This window comes from Coleofasciculus sp. C1-SOL-03 (genome assembly GCF_040220555.1).
Taxonomy (GTDB): domain Bacteria; phylum Cyanobacteriota; class Cyanobacteriia; order Cyanobacteriales; family Coleofasciculaceae; genus Coleofasciculus.
This window is the reverse complement of the sequence record NZ_JAVJUO010000213.1, coordinates 1-18,249: the sequence shown is the minus strand read 5'-3', so window position 1 is coordinate 18,249 and position 18,249 is coordinate 1. Positions and strand designations below refer to the sequence as shown.

19 protein-coding genes and 1 other RNA gene are annotated in these 18,249 nt (G+C 46.0%); 3 read left to right on the top strand and 17 right to left on the bottom strand.

Annotated elements, in window-relative coordinates; all coding sequences use genetic code 11:
- Positions 1–22 precede the first annotated feature (22 nt).
- The 6 genes from RIE73_RS32780 to RIE73_RS32755 all read right to left on the bottom strand — a co-directional run bounded on the left by RIE73_RS32780 (position 23) and on the right by RIE73_RS32755 (position 4,246).
- Positions 23–643: an anthranilate synthase component II gene (locus tag RIE73_RS32780; RefSeq protein ID WP_446405152.1), complete on the bottom strand. Its 621-nt coding sequence runs from the start codon at positions 641–643 to the stop codon at positions 23–25.
- Between the two features lie 72 nt (positions 644–715).
- Complete coding sequence (locus RIE73_RS32775) at positions 716–1,231, bottom strand: diacylglycerol kinase family protein (RefSeq protein ID WP_446405151.1); 516 nt, start codon at positions 1,229–1,231, stop codon at positions 716–718.
- A gap of 50 nt (positions 1,232–1,281) precedes the next feature.
- The gene (ybeY, locus tag RIE73_RS32770; protein WP_446405150.1) at positions 1,282–1,809 is read right to left on the bottom strand and encodes an rRNA maturation RNase YbeY; all 528 of its coding nucleotides are present in this window, start codon (positions 1,807–1,809) and stop codon (positions 1,282–1,284) included.
- A gap of 37 nt (positions 1,810–1,846) precedes the next feature.
- Entirely contained in the window at positions 1,847–2,062 is a 216-nt protein-coding gene (locus RIE73_RS32765) for a DUF3285 domain-containing protein (RefSeq protein ID WP_446369622.1), read from the bottom strand.
- A 235-nt stretch (positions 2,063–2,297) separates the two neighbouring features.
- Positions 2,298–3,405 (bottom strand): peptide chain release factor 2 gene (gene prfB, locus RIE73_RS32760; protein ID WP_446405149.1). Its coding sequence is split into 2 segments (ribosomal slippage): positions 2,298–3,332 and positions 3,334–3,405, totalling 1,107 coding nucleotides; the frame shifts between segments, so codons are not numbered across the junction.
- A gap of 115 nt (positions 3,406–3,520) precedes the next feature.
- Positions 3,521–4,246 (bottom strand): Bax inhibitor-1/YccA family protein, encoded by a 726-nt coding sequence (locus tag RIE73_RS32755; protein ID WP_446405148.1) that lies wholly within the window; start codon positions 4,244–4,246, stop codon positions 3,521–3,523.
- Between the two features lie 520 nt (positions 4,247–4,766).
- Between RIE73_RS32755 and RIE73_RS32750 the strand changes: the two genes are divergently transcribed.
- On the top strand, positions 4,767–5,039 hold the full coding sequence (locus RIE73_RS32750; RefSeq protein ID WP_446405147.1) for a hypothetical protein: 273 nt from the start codon (positions 4,767–4,769) through the stop codon (positions 5,037–5,039).
- An 85-nt stretch (positions 5,040–5,124) separates the two neighbouring features.
- Here RIE73_RS32750 and RIE73_RS32745 read toward each other — a convergent pair whose 3' ends face one another.
- Positions 5,125–5,241, bottom strand: a complete 117-nt coding sequence (locus tag RIE73_RS32745) for a photosystem I reaction center subunit VIII (protein WP_446372983.1) — start codon at positions 5,239–5,241, stop codon at positions 5,125–5,127.
- Positions 5,242–5,309: 68 nt separating this feature from the next.
- On the bottom strand, positions 5,310–5,804 hold the full coding sequence (locus RIE73_RS32740; protein ID WP_446405146.1) for a photosystem I reaction center protein subunit XI: 495 nt from the start codon (positions 5,802–5,804) through the stop codon (positions 5,310–5,312).
- Positions 5,805–6,132: 328 nt separating this feature from the next.
- Here RIE73_RS32740 and psb32 point away from each other — a divergent pair, with 328 nt between their 5' ends.
- Entirely contained in the window at positions 6,133–6,849 is a 717-nt protein-coding gene (gene psb32 / locus RIE73_RS32735; RefSeq protein WP_446405145.1) for a photosystem II repair protein Psb32, read from the top strand.
- Positions 6,850–6,973: 124 nt separating this feature from the next.
- Here the strand turns inward: psb32 and RIE73_RS32730 are convergent, their stop codons facing one another.
- The 3 genes from RIE73_RS32730 to RIE73_RS32720 form a co-directional block, all read right to left on the bottom strand.
- A complete protein-coding gene (locus RIE73_RS32730) occupies positions 6,974–7,357 on the bottom strand; it encodes a DUF4346 domain-containing protein (protein WP_446405144.1) in 384 nt (127 codons plus the stop codon).
- Between the two features lie 176 nt (positions 7,358–7,533).
- On the bottom strand, positions 7,534–8,730 hold the full coding sequence (locus tag RIE73_RS32725; protein WP_446405143.1) for a GNAT family N-acetyltransferase: 1,197 nt from the start codon (positions 8,728–8,730) through the stop codon (positions 7,534–7,536).
- Between the two features lie 196 nt (positions 8,731–8,926).
- A complete protein-coding gene (locus tag RIE73_RS32720) occupies positions 8,927–9,691 on the bottom strand; it encodes a RibD family protein (RefSeq protein ID WP_446405142.1) in 765 nt (254 codons plus the stop codon).
- A gap of 186 nt (positions 9,692–9,877) precedes the next feature.
- Here RIE73_RS32720 and RIE73_RS32715 point away from each other — a divergent pair, with 186 nt between their 5' ends.
- The gene (locus RIE73_RS32715; RefSeq protein WP_446405141.1) at positions 9,878–11,938 is read left to right on the top strand and encodes a sensor histidine kinase; all 2,061 of its coding nucleotides are present in this window, start codon (positions 9,878–9,880) and stop codon (positions 11,936–11,938) included.
- 270 nt (positions 11,939–12,208) lie between these two features.
- On the opposite strand, the gene RIE73_RS32710 is transcribed toward RIE73_RS32715, so the two are convergent.
- The 6 genes from RIE73_RS32710 to RIE73_RS32685 all read right to left on the bottom strand — a co-directional run bounded on the left by RIE73_RS32710 (position 12,209) and on the right by RIE73_RS32685 (position 17,813).
- Positions 12,209–13,291 carry a Gfo/Idh/MocA family protein gene (locus RIE73_RS32710; protein WP_446405140.1) on the bottom strand — a complete coding sequence of 361 codons (1,083 nt, stop codon included), beginning with the start codon at positions 13,289–13,291 and terminating at the stop codon, positions 12,209–12,211.
- Positions 13,292–13,418: 127 nt separating this feature from the next.
- Complete coding sequence (rnc, locus tag RIE73_RS32705; protein ID WP_446405139.1) at positions 13,419–14,126, bottom strand: ribonuclease III; 708 nt, start codon at positions 14,124–14,126, stop codon at positions 13,419–13,421.
- A 74-nt stretch (positions 14,127–14,200) separates the two neighbouring features.
- Positions 14,201–14,625: RNase P RNA component class A (rnpB, locus tag RIE73_RS32700), an RNA gene on the bottom strand.
- 139 nt (positions 14,626–14,764) lie between these two features.
- Positions 14,765–15,376 carry a hypothetical protein gene (locus RIE73_RS32695; RefSeq protein WP_446405138.1) on the bottom strand — a complete coding sequence of 204 codons (612 nt, stop codon included), beginning with the start codon at positions 15,374–15,376 and terminating at the stop codon, positions 14,765–14,767.
- 74 nt (positions 15,377–15,450) lie between these two features.
- A complete protein-coding gene (gene corA, locus RIE73_RS32690) occupies positions 15,451–16,599 on the bottom strand; it encodes a magnesium/cobalt transporter CorA (RefSeq protein WP_446405137.1) in 1,149 nt (382 codons plus the stop codon).
- Between the two features lie 35 nt (positions 16,600–16,634).
- Positions 16,635–17,813: a hypothetical protein gene (locus RIE73_RS32685; RefSeq protein ID WP_446405136.1), complete on the bottom strand. Its 1,179-nt coding sequence runs from the start codon at positions 17,811–17,813 to the stop codon at positions 16,635–16,637.
- Positions 17,814–18,249: the final 436 nt, after the last annotated feature.

Here is an 18,249-nt window from a genome sequence, read left to right as displayed (position 1 = left end):
AGTTAATCAATACTCCTCAAACTTAAGCTAGAACCATCGGGTTTTGAGTCGATGCTGGAAGAGAAACGAGGAAATTTTGCAATAACTGTTTACCGCAATCGGTCAAAACACTCTCTGGATGAAATTGGACGCCTTGAAGGTGGGGATAGTTCCGGTGTCTCACCCCCATAATTGTGCCATCTTCCACCCAAGCGGTAATTTCCAGCACGTCTGGACAGGTGTCTCGTTCAATTACCAGACTGTGATATCGAGTGGCGATAAAGGGATTGGGCAAATTCTGGAACACACCGACGCCTGTGTGGTAAATTTCCGAGGTTTTGCCATGCATCAACAGGGGGGCGGAGATAATGGTTCCGCCAAAGACTTGACCAATACTTTGATGACCCAGACAAACGCCTAAGATGGGTACAGTTGCACCAAGTTGGTGAATTAACTCACAAGAGATCCCGGCATCATCCGGGCGTCCGGGTCCTGGGGAAATTACTATCCCATCGGGATTTAACTGGCGCAGTTGATCTAGGTCAATTTGGTCATTGCGGTAAACCTGAATATCCGTGGCAATCGGGAATGTGAACCCAAGTTCCCCTAGATACTGCACCAGATTATAGGTAAAACTGTCGTAGTTATCAATGACAACAATCAAAATTTACACTCCTGGGTAGCTTACCCTAACCACGACAAACCATTACACTGTAATTTAAGTTAAAAAAATAGCTTAACGTATCAGTAACAGAATACGAGTCACCAAGGGCGGTAAGAGTAGAGAGCCAGCAACGAGTAGGGCTGCGATCGCGGAAATGAGAACAGCACCCGCCGCACAGTCTTTGGCCACCTTTGCCAGCTTATGATAAGACTGCTTAACCGTTAAGTCAACCACCGCCTCAACTGCCGTATTCAGCAATTCCAGGGTCATCACTAGCCCACTGGTCAAGCCAATCACCGCAATTTCCACAGGCGGCAACTTTAACAAAATCGCCAAGCTTATTGCTACTGTGCCAATCAGGGTATGAATACGGAAGTTCCGTTGGGTGACAAAGGCATAGCGAACTCCCGCCCAAGCATATTTAAAACTAACCATTAGGGTTGGGGCAATGCACCAAGCCAAGTCGCGTTTGAATCTCTGATTCGGGTCGGACTCTGGCGGGTTTGGCAGTGACAAGTCATGCACTATCGACCGGGAACCGGGAACTAGGTATTGAGAGTTAGCAGAATGAGTATTGTGATAAACCATAGGGATTGAATTCCATTGCTAGTGATGAACTGACACTGAATCCAGTGTCATTATACGGGTAACGTCAAGTTGACAATCTGGAGTAAAGCCTGCTGCTGGTTTAGCATTCGCTGCAAGCTTTCCTCGTCCGGATGATCCCACCCTAAAAGATGTAGCAACCCATGGGTTGCTAACCAAGCCAGTTCTATTGTTAAGGGATGACCCTGGTGTTGGGCTTGGCGATAAGCGGTTTCCACTGAAATGACTAAATCGCCCAGGTAGACTGATTCAGCCGCTTGCATGTCTGGAGGTATCTGAGGCGAGTCTACCTCTAATGCGGCGAAGGCGAGTACATCAGTGGGTTGATTTTTGTGGCGGAACTGAGTATTCAGTTCCTGAATTTCTGGGTCATCAGTCAGGCGTAGTGTCAGTTCATACGTCGGCGCTGGCGGACTCTCTAGGTGCAGTGTTTCTAGCCATTGGCTGAACCAATGTTCCCAAGTAGAGGTGGAAATAGGATTCGTCAGGGAATTCGCTTCCGGAGTCGCTGACTGGGAGGCTTCAAAGAAACAATCCTGCACTATTAGTTCGATATTCACTTGTGCCGCCTCTGGTGTGAGATGAGCTATGGGAACGTTAACGAGTCAGGTAAGCTAAACCAATCAGCACAGCTAATAGACCCACAGTGGTTAGAAAAAAGTGTTGTAGGGATTTGCCTCCTTTACGCACCATGTTACGCATGGCTAATTTCACGTAACTAGGTTTCGGTTCATTCAAAGCGGCGTTGGCTGGTGTTGGCTGTTCAGCAAACGGCGGCTTCGCTGTATCTGGAGGTGTTGAGGATTGACTCATCAGTAATGGTGATTTGACGCTAAAAACTATTTTATCGCCTTTCTTTACAGAATGTAACAAATTGAGATTCGTAATTATTCGTGATTATTCGTCATTTGTCAGGGAACAGGGAACAGGGAATTCTAGAACTCAAAATTTGGTCAGGGCGGGTTTAGTCGCATCTGGGTGATCAAGAAACGATAATAGTCTCTCCCCGCCCCGACACCCCACACCCGACACCCCACACCCATTTTCATTACGTCAATTGATTTTCCTGACGCAGGTAGGCTTCGATAAAGGGATCAAGCGTCCCATTCAGGACATCATCAACGCCTGTGGTTTCCACATTCGTCCGTAAGTCTTTCACCAATTGGTAAGGATGGAAGACATAATTACGAATTTGGTTTCCCCAAGCGGCTTCAACCATATCGCCTCGGATTTGGGCAATTTCCTGGGCGCGTTGTTCTTGGGCAATTACCAATAGCTTGGCTTTCAGCAGGGCGAGGGCTTTTTCCTTGTTTTGGAGTTGCGATCGCTCCTGGGTACAGCGCACGGCAATGTCTGTGGGAATATGCTTCACCCGAACAGCGGTTTCCACTTTGTTGACATTTTGACCGCCCTTACCCCCAGAACGAGAGGTGGTAATCTCTAAATCCGTTTCAGGTATATCTAGGTCTACATCCTCGTTCAAGATGGGCATAACCTCAACCCCAGCAAAACTGGTTTGCCGTTTCCCGTTGGCGTTATAGGGAGAAATTCGCACCAGTCGGTGAGTTCCTTTCTCAGCTTTCAAATAGCCATAGGCGCGGAGTCCCTGAATTTCTAAGGTGGCTGACTTAATCCCCGCTTCATCCCCTTCTGAGAGTTCTGCCAACTGCACTTTATACCCTTGGCTTTCTGCCCAACGGGTATACATCCGCAACAGCATTTCTGCCCAATCTTGGGCATCCGTTCCGCCCGCCCCAGCATTAATCGCCAGTACCGCGCCATTGGCGTCATAGGGACCCGATAGTAACTGTTCTAATTCCCAACGGTCAAGTTCGCGATTCAGCTTGACTACATTAGTTTGAGCTTCTTGCAGCAATCCTTCATCGGTTTCCAATTCCAGCAATTCCAGAACCGCTTTCGCATCCTCTAGATTACTTTTCCACTGCTGGTACTGCTGGAGATTCAATTTCAGGTCATTCAGCTTTTGCAGGGTTCGCTGAGCGAAGGTTTGGTCATCCCAAAAATCCGGTTGAGCCGCTTGTTGCTCTAAGTCTTTAATTTTGGCAGTCAGTGCAGGTACGTCAAAGATAGTCCTGGGTTTTTCCCAGGCGAAGGGACAAGGTTTCGACTTCGCGTTTAATCTCTAAAACTTCCATGTTTCTTGGTTCTGGTACTTTACTACCCTTTTTCAATTTTACTCAGAAAATTTAATTACATCAGACCAATGACAAATATCCCACGCTTAAAAAGGCGTGGGATAAGGTGAGTCAATTAGTCGCGATTAAAGGCAATCAGCAACCGCAAAATAAAGATAAACAGGTTGATGTAGGTCAAGTACATCGACAATGCGGCTGGCAGATACTGATCATTGCGATAGGTGCGGGGCAAGATGTAAAAATCCACCACCGCCGCCCCGACAAACAGTAAAACGCCAATCCCAGAGATGCCAATTTCTAGCCAGCTCGGGGTATAGACGCCAAAAAAGCTTAAGACGAGCTGACCCACCAACACCACCAACAAGGCAATGATACCCAGTTGCACGGTTTGGGTTAACGCCATCCCATCTTGGTCGGAGAGATTCGAGCCAATTTGACGGGCAGCGACAAACGTGACACCACAACCCAGGGCGGCGATGCCAATTCCTGGAATCCCTACCCCTGACGTGCCGAGGGCAACAAAGACGATACCACTGAGGGTGTAGCCTGATAGCAGGCTATAGGTTGCCAACAGAGGCAATGCTGCACTGTTATTGCCTTTCTCCGCCACACCACGAGCGACGAAGAATAGGACTAATTCAGCAATCAGGGCAACCCAGAAGGTAGGCATGAATAACCCTGGGTTGGTGGCAAGGACATTCAAACCACCATAAGTCCCGACAGCCGTTAAAACCAATCCACCGCCGACATAGGGCAGGGCGTTGGCAATGACATTGGGTCCGACTAGGGCTTGACCCTGGGCATTACGCATGGCTTGGCGAAAGTTACTCGTGTTACTCATGAAAACTCCTTGTGTAACTTACGTCATGATTTAACCAGATCCGGTAAAAATGCTCCCGTCGTAATCTTCGATTTGACGGTGAGATGAATCTTGAATGAAAGCAGATTGACTTTCAACAATAGTATACTACACTTTATTAGAGGATGGCATTACAAATATTTTTCAATACAATTATGTTAATTTGAGCAGTAAAAATTAAAGGAAATAAAACAAAAGAATACCGCAATAAGTAAACTGCAAAACATATTTTCAGCAATAAGTTTACTTGGACACTGGACTGGAAGGTTAAGCTGTCACGTATTTAAATTGGGAATAGGTAGCAAGCCAGATGCTCGCATTACAATCCTCCTTCCCTTCTGCCCTCTGCCCTCTGCCTTGTCTTCTGCCTTGTCTCAACCGATAGTGTAAGTATTCCACCGGACATGATATTAACGGCGCTGATTTTTCTCTCTAGGATTATCTGGCTGGAGTCTCTAATATTGAAGTTGCTTTAGCCTTCACCAAAGTCTTTTTACCTGACTTGGTTGAACATGAGGGGGATATTTTTTTATCGGAAGCCTTTAATTTAGAAATTTACGAGCAGTGGAAAGCACTATTCGGAGATAATATTGCCGCGATTGAGCAGGTAATGAACCATCAGCATATTGATGATTTACTCCCTGGTTCAGAATCTGCTGCAATTGATAACTTATTTTATTTGGGTCAAGTAATCAAACAAATGTGGGAAAATCATCTCAAGTCACTGTATCCAAAGTCTAAACCAAGAGACAGGACTTTAAACTCTCCCCATTAATGTAGCTTTGTCGTGTGGGTGTTTCGCTCACAATGCGAACAACCACCCACACGACTCATCAACTCAAGGTTGACACACTCCTTTGTTAGGCGTCACTTTCGATGTAGATAAACAGAAGTCCCATCAGTACAGCAGGCATCAGCCAACAGACGACAGGAATCAGAATCCACGGTAAGAACGAAGCTGCATAAGAACCGGTCATGTCAAATTGTCCTATCTAAATTTACAAGAGTTCAAGACAAATATTACTCAATGAGCGAACCCAATGGGTTAGTTATTCACAAAACCCCGGAAAATGGCATCCACAGTCTCAAAATTCTCTAGGAGGAAGTAAGCCACGAAAGCGCCTCCCATACCTCCAACAAAGAATCCACCTGCAAATTCGCTCCAGCCTTCAGACGTTTTGAGTCGTTCTGTACCCGGAGCGCTTTCGGCAGCGCTTTTGAGCGAGACTAATCCCCAAGCTGCCATTCCAGCGGTTCCCAGTAGCACGATAACCAAAGCAGTGACTAAGCCGCCTAGATAACGGGCTTCTGGGTAATCCCGCAGTGCGCCAAACACAACTTCAGGACCCACTAAGAAGTAACCATGAGCCATGCCAATTTCCAAACCTCGCAGGAATGGGGATAGCCCTTTGCGGTACGCTGGCAGGTTGCCAATGAATGCTTTAGTAAACGCCGAATCGCTGATCGGAGTCGATAAATGACCCACAAAAGGGTCTCCCGCGTAGGGTTTTACCATTTCCATATCTCTTGCATCTGCCATCTAGATGTTGCCTCTCATTCTGAATGTTTACAAAAATACCTGACTTAACATTGTAAGCAGAGAGGGGTAATCCCATGGCACAATCTGGGAAGACCTTTAAAAAACTTCATCAAATTAGTTATAGCGTAAGGATATAACACTGCCGTGTCTCTAGGGAGTAATCGGCGCGAATCATCATCTGCGTCCACTGACCAAAACCCCTGACTTCTTGGAGAAATCAGGAATCTAGCTTGCACAACTATGGTTATATGTCAAGACATGAGCTAGATGTCGGTCGTTCACTAGAGTGTAGTATTTTGAAAAAAACAGTCATCTCAAGAGTCAGTAAATGAGACAAATCTTCAATCAACTATACAAAAACCTGAAACGTCTAATACTACCGCTATTACTGGGCGTTTTAGTTAGCGGATTGGTAGCTACACCTGCCAACGCCACAGGCGTTTACCAAATGCCCAACGTCAACGCGGGTGAACCAACGTGGGTGATTGACCAGGCTGATGTCCTCAGCCGCCTGAGTGAAGGCAAGTTGAGCAAAAACTTGGAAGACTTAGCCGAGAAAACCGGCAAGGAAGTCAGATTTGTGACAGTTCGCCGTTTAGACTACGGTGAAACCGTAGACAGTTTTGCCAAAGCCCTATTTAAAAAATGGTATCCGACACCGGAAGCCCAAGCGAATCAAACCTTACTGCTAATCGATACTGTGACGAATAATACTGCCATTGTTACCGGGGAAGACGTCAAGTCAATCATGCCCGACGACATCGCCGAGAGTGTCGCCTCGGAAACAATGACAGCCCCCTTACGGCAGGGTAACAAGTACAATAAGTCTTTTTTAGAGGCTAGCGATCGCTTAGTGGCTGTTCTATCCGGTCAACCTGACCCCGGTCCTCCGGTTGTCGAAGAAACGGTTCAGGTTGAAGGCACATTTACCAGTGCCGAAGAAACGGACACCAAAAACTCAACCATCTGGGTTGTTGTCTTACTGGTTGTCGCCACAATAGTACCGATGGCAACCTACTTCTTTTATCAGGGCTTCTCTGGTTAAGTTGGTCATTTGTCCTTTGTCCTTTGTCATTTTTTACTGTTCCCTGTTCCCTGTTCCCTGTTCCCTGTTCCCTGTTCCCTGTTCCCTGTTCCCTGTTCCCTGTTCCCTGTTCCCTGTTCCGGCACTAATCCTGAACATACTCCTGTCCCGTAATTAAAGCATACTCAGCCCGCATAAACTCCCGTCCTAAATAAGCCGCATGATCCAACATCGTGACTGGACAGGGCTGGGTTTGCTCAAAAATAACCACACAAAGTTCCTTGGCGGTTCTACCTGTAAACACCTGAGTATGCGTGCGTTCCACCTTACCTCGTGCGGGAATCGGTTTACCGGTTTCGGGGTCAACGGCTAAACCGCGATCATCAATCACATTGGTGAAATGTTTGGCACAAATTAACCGTGCATCCCGGTCGAGGTAGATAATAAAATATCCACCGGGATCAAGTTCAATTTCCCGTTTAGACAGTTTGTCATCAATAGTACGCAGGTCTTCTGCTGTTTGGTTCATCTTGTCTTGGCTCAATGCGTCCCTTCTTGAATAGTATCGTGTTTAGACCGTTTAAAGCAGGCAGAGGGCAGGAGGCAGAAGCATCTTATGGCAATTGGAAAATTAAGACCCCTGCCAATTGTACTGAGGTTCGGTTAAAAACTGGGATACTTTCATCATGCATCATCCCGTGACAATCAATCCTGAACCAAAAATTGAATGTCTCGTTTGCTAAACGGTAAATCGTTATTAATTGCGTCGATTTCTTCCTGTTCCATTTCATTCACCTCACCAATATAGTGGCGCAAAATTTGCATCAGGCGTTGATTATAAAATCGGTGCAGACTGTGATTCGGTGTCGCGGGAAATCCTCGTCGCCGCTTATGGCGTCCTCCAGCACCTGGATCAAACATCTTAATCCCATTCGCGATCGCCCATTCTATCGGGGTGTAATAACACGCATCGAAATGCAGGCAATCATATTCCTCAAAACAACCCCAATAGCGCCCATACAACTGATCACCCTTATTAATACAAAACGACATCCCCACGGGATGTCGGTGATCATCGTCTCGATAAGCCGCCACCAATACCACGCGATGGCGATAGTCGGGATACAACTGTTCAAAAAATTTGCGCGTCAGATACTTACTCCCCCAAAAAAATTTATCACAGGTGCTGCTATAAAAGTTATAAATCTGAGGAAATAGGGATTTGGGAATATCATCCCCGACTAAAGGAATCAAACGCAGTCCGGCTTTAGTCACCGCTTTACGTTCCCGCTTAATATTACGGCGCTGGTTGGCGTTAAAGATACTCAGATAATCCTCAAAGCTACTAAACCCTTTATTCTGCCAAATATAACTGTGATGCAACCAGCTTGTAAAACCATGGCGTTCCATCACCTGTCGCCATTCAGAGTCAACAAAGAGAAAATGACAACCACTAATTCGGTTATCCCCACAGAAGTGGTCAATGGCACTCACCATGATCTCGGTGAGTTCATCTTCATCTTCGCCAGGGGCGATTAAAAATCGGTAACCGCCTGCTGGGGTAAATGGCGTCATTCCTAACAGTTTGGGATAGTAGCGAACGCCTAAGCGATGGGATAGATCTGCCCATTGGTGGTCAAAGACAAATTCTCCATAGCTGTGACCTTTAATATACAAGGGTGCCGCCGCCATAAGCTGTCGGTTTCGCCACACCGTTAGGTGATGAGGCAACCACCCGGTTTTAGATGTCGCACTTCCCGATGTTTCTAAATTATTTAACCAGTCCCATTCTAGAAACGGTGTTTTCAGGGGTTGGGCTAGGGCATCCCAAGCAGCTTGGGGAATATCAGCGATCCGGTTAACCCAGGTAACGGAATAGTCAGTCTGTGGTTGGTGAACCATGGGGAAAATCTATAATTAGGTCTAGATCGGCATGGGTTAAAATGAACGGTGAGGATCGTTATTGTTATTTGTCATTAGTCCTTTGTCATTGGTAAGGGCTTGAGGGGTTATTTACATAAGTTAACATAGCAGAGTTTATTTTGACTGACCCTTCGCGACCTTCGAGGGCATGGTGCGTGAATTTGTCGGGGCGGGTTTAGGGACTAATATTGGTTGTTTTCCCTAGTAGAGACGTTGCATGCAACGTCTCTACATCTCCCCCATCCCTCAACAACCGATAGTGCAGAAATAACTCGTGGTCAATCCTGTCAACCGCCAAAAGTTCTAAACGCTTCGCCAATTGCGGCGAAAATCCAGACCCCTCCACTGGCGTTGGGGCGGCTGCACCTCCTAAAATCAGGGGGCAAACCGTGAACCAGAGTTCATCGATTAAATCAGCAGCAAATAGAGACGCCACTAATTCACCCCCTCCTAAGACGGCAAGCCGTTGGATGCCCAATTGGTTTAGCTGTTGATAAGCGTCATGCCAATTCATCCCATCGTTAGAGGCATTCACAACCAAAATTCGCTTAAAATAATCAGACTCATCCTGCCATGATTTAGCCCCCGCCTCTGTCGTCAACAGCCAACGCGGCACGTTTTGGCGAAAAAAGCCTAATTGCGGATCGAATTGAGCTAGACGGGAGCAAACAATCTGCACAGGTTGGATGGGTAAGCCCCGTTGTTGACGCTGTTGCTGTAACTGGGGATTTGAGACACTACGGGTGGTACCATAAGCCCGGAGAGTCCCTGCACCGAACAACACCCCATCAGCCAATGCCACCTGGTTTTCCAGATGGGCTTGATCCGCAGGCGATGAGAATCGGGCAGGCGATCGCGTCACGTCCGCAATCTTGCCATCGGCACTCATTGCCAGAACCACTGTGGTATGGGGTCGATTGATAGCAGACGTTTCCGGCATAGTTGTCTAAGCAATTAACCCAATAATTATCTGTATATCTGCCACTCTATCAAAACAATCGAAAGAGCTTGTGAATCGTTCTAGGATAGAGATAAGGGGTTTTCAAGGAAACTCGGTGACTCGTAAACTGTATTAACGATTACTCTTTCTACCACCTTTTCGTCTGCAATCACACCAGCGTATCTTATGGCTAAGCCAGGTCAATCCTCCTTTCGTCGTGTTTTGCTGTCACGCTTGTTGTTACTCAGCGTGCCAGTGTTGCTTTTAGGAGTTTATCTGACCTACCGAAAAGCACGCTCAACGCTTCTAGACACAGCACGGCAAAATTTGACCGAAAGCGCTGCGAGGAAAGGAGAAAGCATTCAAGAAAAAATCTCAGCGTTAAAAGCCAACTTACTGACTGCCAGCCAAGCCATAGTGCTGCAATCTCAGTCATCAACAGCCTATCAACAATTTATCAACCAACTGGCTCAACAACTTCCCACTCCGATCAATTGCGTGCAGTTAAGTGATATCCAGACTCAAGATATCGTGAGCAGTACCTGTGATCAATCCTTATCCGTCAGCCAGCAAGTGATATCACAATGGTCTAGCCAGGAAGGTGAGTTCTCTATAGATCCGTCTCAAATAGAGGTCACAGTGCTACCTTCGCGATCGCCCTCAACCCCTGCTAACACCGAAGCTGAAACCACCTCAAACAAAGCTCAACTTCCGATTCTGTTGAGTGCGCCCGTTTATAACGCCGAGGGTCAACTCCAATATGCTTTGAGCTTATGCTCAACCTTACTCGAGTCCAAATCTATCAAACCCGGTTCACTCTCTGGCGAACCCGGGGTAATTACACAATCAGGTAAGATTCTGGTGCATCCCATCGCCCAGCAAGTGGGACGGAATATCAACCAAGAATTCGATTCTGCCAGACTGCAGAGTTTGGTGAAAGACGCGATCGCCGGTCGTGAGTCCTTTATCCATCTTGCCTTTAGAGAGGATGGTCAGGAATACCTGGCTGGCTACACAGCGATTAAAAGTCCGATTAGCGATCAATCTGACCAGCAATGGATTATTCTGGCTGTTACCCCCTTAGAAAGTGCATTGAGCGGTCTTCAGGATATCCGCCAAGTTCTGTTTATCCTCACCTGTGGCTTAATTGCTGCCAGTATTTTAGCCACGCTATACATTGCCCGTGACCTTGCCCGTCCCTTAGAAAAACTCAGAGATTGCGCCCTGCATGAATCCCAGCTTCACTCGAATTATCGCATTCCTCATACCTTCAAAATTCGAGAAATTAACCAATTAGCCGAAGCCCTTGATGGCATGTTTGATCGCCTCAAACATTGGGCAGAAGAACTCGAATCTGCCTGGAAAGAAGCCCAAGCCGCCAACCAGCTTAAGAATGAGTTTCTGGCTACAACATCTCACGAATTGAGAACTCCACTCAATGGTATTATCGGTTGCCTGCGTCTGGTCAAAGATGGTTTTTGTGATGATCGCGAAGAAGAACTCGACTTTTTACAACGAGCCGATGAAGCGGCTATTCACCTGCTGAATATTATTAACGATGTTTTAGACCTAGCAAAACTTGAGTCAGGTAAACTTGCCGTTGAAATTGAACGGATCAATCTACGTCAACTGCTGGATGAAGTCATCCACTTACAGGCAATCTCGATTAAATCGAAGGGACTCGAATTCAATACAAAAGACTTGCATGAAAAACTTCCCGTTCTTGCCGATCCCGCCAAACTGAAACAAGTCCTGATTAATATTATCGGCAATTCAGCCAAATTTACTGATTCGGGCAGCATTACAGTCAGTACCCGGATTGAACCAGCCACTGAACAGACCCAACCCTTAGTAAAGACTGATGATTCTACCTCAGTTGCTAATGTTTCCAATCGTTCCAGCAATGGGCAAATCACTGAAAATCAGGGAACTGGAGAGTTGCTTCCTGCACAAGTTGTTGTCACAGTTAAAGACACAGGAATTGGCATCGATCCGGCGCAACAGTCTAAACTCTTTCGTCCCTTTGTCATGGTAGATGGCTCAACCACACGCAAGTACAGTGGTACAGGTCTCGGTTTGGCGATTTCCCGCAACTTGATCGAATTGATGGGAGGGAAAATTACGCTCTTTAGTGCTGGATCAGGTCAGGGAACGACGGTAACTATTAGCTTACCCCTTGTCGAAACAAAGGGACAGGATACGGATGAGCAACTTGACAGTGAGCCGCCCGCTCAACTATCAACATGATTGCCTCAATCTCAGGAGTAAATTGACGAGATTAATGGCGAATTAATAACGGATTAATAGTTTACTATATTCATATTTAAAGGAAACATTTTCAATGATTAATTAGAGGTGTATTTAACTAGCGTTGATTTCCGATTCCCTATGTCTTTGCTGTATGAAGATGTTGTCTTTCCTGAAGATAATCCAGAAGACACGCTTATTAACAGAGAAAATTGAGGTCGAAAGTTTTTCCCGACACCCCACAGCCGACCCAATTTTTTAAGTTGTCTGTCATTCCGCTAACTGGGGAACCTTAATCGGTGTTCCTCCTTGGTGGAGAGACTGGGATAGACAACTGAGAATGTTGACCAGTTGAGCCGCTACCCAGCCGGAAGAGACTGATACAGGTTGATTATCGCGGATGCTCTGCAAAAAGCGATCGCACACTTGCGCCAAGGGTTCACGACGCTCGATTTCGATGACTTCCCGCCGCAAACCCGCAGGCGTAAACACGTCTCCACTTTGCTCGAAATACCCATGCTGAAGCGTTAGGGGCGCATCATTTTGCATCTCATCAAAAATCAACGTTCCTTGACTCCCCACTACCCCCAGACGCCGTTGTTTATCGGGGTTGAGCCAACATAAGTGAATATATGCCTGAAAACCCGTTGGGTACGTCAAAATAACGTAAACAAAATCGGCTAAATCATGTTCCTGAAGAAGGGCGGGTGGAGTGACATTATCCGTTAAACCCGCCCCTACAGATCCCTCTTGCCGTTGTAACCACACTCGTCCCGTGGCTTGAACTTGCACCGGTTGTTCGCCTAACCAGGTATTGAAGATCGCGATATCATGAATGGCTAAATCCCACAGTGCATCGACATCCTGACGCACAGGTCCTAGATTCGTCCGAGCCGCGTAGCCATAGCGCAAGTCTCCTAAACACCCCGATTGCACCACCGCTTTACCCTGCTCAACAGCCGGATGAAATAAATAGGTGTGATCTACCATCAATTGGCGCTGCTGTTGACGGGCTAAATCAGACAACTGTTGGCATTCAGCCGCATCGAGTGTCAACGGCTTTTCGGCTAGCACATGAAACCCTTGCTGTAGGGCATCTTGAATCAAGGCATAATGAGTCACCGCCGGCGTCGCGATCACCACCGCCTCGCACTCTATCTGGGATTGTATCGATTGCCAATTGTCTGTTAGAACCACATTATCATTCAGGTTCAACCGTTCTTTAAGCTGAGTTAGGCGTTCCCTAGAGGAATCAACTACCGCTACCAGTTGGGCATCTGGATGTGACGCGAAATTCCGCACCAAATGCGTACCCCAGCGTCCTGCTCCCAATACGGCAATTTTAGTCTTCATAGCAATTTTGAATCTGTAGGGGCGGGTTTCACTATTATCGTTTTTTTTCACCCTGATGTCACGATGACGTAGCTTGCTTCTTTTCGGGAGCGAGTAGGACTAATGACGAAGGACAAATGACGAAGGACTAATCACCAATCACTGTAGCCAAAGCTGCTTTAGCGGCGGCTTGTTCTGCCGCTTTTTTAGAGCGTCCTTGTCCTTCACCCAATTGTTGACCTTGAAACCAAACTTGGGCAGTAAAACGATTCTCGTCTCCCTCAATGGGATTGGTTTCAGTAAGGCGATATTCGGGTAAAGATTTATAGTGAGCTTGAGTCCATTCTTGCAGAGCATCTTTATAGTTTTGGCGGACAGGATCTTTAAGAATGTCTTCAGTCAATCGCTGAAAATGAGGATCAAGCCAAGGACGAATTAATTCTAAGGTGTGGGTACTCAGATAGAGTGCGCCGACTATCGCTTCAAAGGCGTCAGCCAGCCGTGACATCTCACCCCTAGGATCAGCCGCTGCGCTGGGAGCTAGGAGCAAGTATCGTTCCAGTCCATACTCTTGAGCCAATTGAGCCAAGACGCGATCGCTCACCAACACAGAACGAATTGCCGCAAAATCACCGACTGAAGCATTGGGATAGGTTTCAAATAATAACTCTGAGGCAGCCATTCGCACCACCGCATCCCCGACAAACTCCAACTGATCATAGTTCATATCACGGGACATACTGGGGTGAGTTAGCGCCAAATCCAGCCAATTCCATTGAACGGGCGCATTGTCAAGTAATCCGAGCTTCTGCACCAATTTTTGCAGTTGTTTTTGTCGTCTGGGGTCAATGGTCATCGAAACAACGGATTAGTAAGGGGATAGACGGAACCCCCTGTCATTTATGTATGGGGAGGAGTCCATGACGAGAAGGGAGAGAGTCGGACGTAAGCCGGGTTCTGTTCTCCTAAATTACTAGGAGGGTGGTTATCTATCTGGGACGCCTGTTACCAGACGCCTCTAGCGGCTCTTTAAGCAGGAACTGGTAAAAGACCAACCGTAGTTCCTAACGACCTTGCACCCAACCGGGGTTTACCGAGCCAGCACCTCTCGATGCTGCTGGTGCGCTCTTACCGCACCTTTGCACCCTTACCAATTCATCTTATCTCCTTTGTCTGATGTCCTTGGTTCTAGACCTAAGACTGGTGACTGATAACGAATTGGCGGTATGTTTCTGTGGCACTATCCTCACGGTTGCCCGCACTGGGCGTTACCCAGCAAGTTTGGTCTTTCGGGAGCCCGGACTTTCCTCAGATTCACCGCTAGGGTAAATCCGCAACCACCTGCGCCGACTCTCTCCTTAGTGATCTATTTTAATCGCCGATAAGGTAGAAGCGTGCGATCACTCCCATCGGGAAGTCTTCTTCCCCATCTCCCCCATCTCCCTCATCTCCCCCAGCTCCCCCTCACCACAACACTCATTCAGCAACCCCTAATTATTTAGGTTGTAAGGCGAGAACCAGTGCTTTTTGCCAGGACAGATTTTTGGCGATGAACTGACAGCGTAGGTTGCAGGTACGTCCTTTTGTATTTGCTTCCGATATCTTTAAGAATAAACGCAAGTAAAAATAGTCGTTTTTGTCAGCCGCTGCTTGTAGGTTTTTAGGGGCAAAAAGAGGAGCCCCGATCTTTTCATCGCTAATCTCTTCTTTTAGGGTTTGACCAGGCAGAATTGTACTCGGTGATTGAGAGGCTGCCTCATTTTTGCCGGGAATCACGCGGATGGCTCGCCGAATGCGCTTATCAAAATCACTGATAAAACACTGTTTCCAATCAATTTCTACGAAAACATCTTTGGATTTATTTTCAATACTCATGGATAATCGTTTCAGTTCATCCAATTCGTATTTATCGGCAAAGGAAAATTTTACGACTAGAAAATCCTGTAGTTGATATTTTGATAACTCTTGATTTAGATAAGCTGCATCGGCTTCAAATTTTACCAGCTTATCTAAGGACTGAAATGCTTGGTTCAAGACTAAGGCAACAACAATAAAATAAACGGTTAAAACTAATATATTTCGGGGTAATTCTGTCACAAAATCCATAAATTACAAGACTCCGAATTAATAAACAAAAGCAAGCAAACCCATGATCTGTTATTAGTGGTCAGCACTCAACCTTAATCATGTTTGGCAAAGCGAGAATCCTCGAACCAGCCGCGACGCCAGAAAAAGAAGCATAAAGACGCCGCGATCGCGATCATCACGCCCCAACAGATAAAGTATCCCCAACGCCAGGTTAATTCTGGCATATATTGGAAGTTCATCCCATAAACCCCAGCGATAAAGGTGATGGGAATGAAAACCGTTGACATTACGGTCAAGACTTTCATCACCTCATTCATTTTATTGCTGACGGAGGACAAGTAAACATCCATTAAACCTGATGCTAATTCCCGATAGGTTTCTACCATATCAAGTACCTGAATCGTGTGGTCATAACAGTCCCGCAAATAAATGCGAACATCTGAACTAATCAAATGGCTACCGTCGCGAATTAATGCATTAATCGCACTGCGTTGGGGCCAAATTGAACGGCGTAATGCCAGTAATTCCCGCCGAACCTGGTAAATTTTCTCCAGGGTTTGGTGATTAGGGTTGAGAATCACTTCATCCTCTAACGCTTCGATGCGTTCCCCATAGTCTTCCAGTACCGGAAAAAACCCATCAATGATCGCATCTAAGAGCGCATACGCCAGATAATCCGCACCCGCTTGCCGTATTTTACCTTTATGTCCCCGAATTCGAGCGCGTACTGGTTCAAAACAATCCCGTTCTGGTTCCTCCTGAAATGTTAGCAAATAGGATTTCCCTAAGACAAAACTCACTTGCTCAATCCAAAACCCATCTTCTGTGGGTTTAGGCATGACCATCTGGGATATAATTAGTAACTGGTCGCTGTAATCCTCCACTTTGGGACGCTGCGGAACATTAACCACATCCTCCAATAGCAAGGGATGTAACCCTACAATTCGCCCCAAGCCTAATAAAATATCTTCACTGCCTAACCCTTGAATATCCAGCCAAGATACGGAGTCACTTGTTAGGTAAGGAGTACAGGCGTCTGCGGTTAAATTGGTTACACGATTGGCGTGGCTTTCGTTGTAGTCAATCAGAACGATGAATGACGGACAAGCATCTTCATCAATGCTTAAGGTTCCCGGTAAACTCCCTGGCTCATCATAGAAATACTCAAATAGATCTTCGTCATCATCGTTATCATTGGATCTTGTGGCTAACCTGCCCCCTGGAGAATGGCGTTGTGTCATTTAGCGCTCCTGAGTGTTTATCCTTAGGGTAAGGATTATTCCGTGACTTGGCACAAATTCATTTTAATCCATTCAACTTCTTGTTTTAATCCCTCAGTATCCATCCAACCAACATATCCAGCAAATTTACAGTCATTTTTATCATCATAAACATAAACATGATGCACTTGAATAGGATTGACAACGAGGTATAGGATTCCACTACTATCTGTGAAATTGAGCGGCTGTAAACTTCTATCGATCGGACTATCTTTGGTAAAATCCAACATTTTCTTGGTCATGCCGCGAACTTTATATAAACGATTAATCACATCTCGGATAATTCCTTGACTCCCCAGAATATTAGACGTAACTATATTAGCAGTTTGGGAACAATGCCAATAAGAACCATGAGCATCAGCGACACCTAATGCCAGTGCTGCTTCAAGTTGACCAACAGCACGGGCAGCTTTTTCAGCTAGATTGGCATCAGTCGAGATATATTCATCTCGAAAATAAAGGTTATCAGAGGGTTGGAGATTTAAGCTTGATCGCAGCGGATAAGCAATCAAATCTGAGGAATGAATGATATTGCGCCATCTTAGCGGCTGGTTTGGATAACGATTGGCAAATTGTTTAAGTTTGTCTGGACTAACCTCTAACATCATATTCAGGAATAAAATGGGTGATCCCATTGTTGTTATGCTCTTGAGATGTACTTTTCTGATGTTTCCAGACTCGCTCAAGCCATGAATCATAGCTCGAATATCATGAGCTGGATCTTCAGGGCTGAATCTCTCGGAAAATAAGATATCCCATAGGATAACACTTCCCAGCGAGTGGGTAATGATATGGAGTTCTGTTTCTTCAGGATTCTTGGTCAGAAAATCGGCTAGCTGTTGAGCAATCAGATTTCTGATAGCAGCACCTCGTTCAGGATTTAGATAACTTAAAAAATCTCCACCGAACTCTGATAGGAATCCTTCGCGAAATTCTCGATAACGGAAAATATCATCTGGGCTAGTTTGGGGATATTCTCTCCTAAGTTCTTGCAAGTCTTGATGAATACAGTTCCATATCTTGCCAACATCCTTTAGAACATTTGCCCAAAAACAAGAATAAAAATGAGGACGAGATTCTCCTAGTTGATCAAACTCTTCCTGAATGAGACGTTGTAGTGGCTCGGCATATCTGACGTTGGACGTGGCAACACCGTGAATAAAAAATATGAGCATAGTTTAATCCTTATATGCCATTGTTTCATCCAGTATTACCCAAAAAATAGGCGATCGGCAAATCTAAAACTGTGGATGTCTACTCCGACAAATCCCCTGTAGGGGCGGGTTTAGCCGTTCACTTTGGATACTGTCGATAACATGTAGGTCAAAACCCGCCCTCTAATCCGTTCGTTGGTCAATCAATATAATCTTATTCATGACATTTATAGGCAGGGCGGGTTTTGTATTTCAGTTAGTATGAACTATCAAAGTTAATCCCTAAACCCATACCTACACATTAACCTAATCAATTTTGCAGGTCTAATTACCTCTTCCCCAATCAGCAATAATTAAATGCGCCGTTTGAGAAGAATGCCAATAGGAACCATGCAGGATTTAATCCTGATCTGTGATTACCTGATCCAGTGTTACCCAAAAAATAGGCGATCGGCAA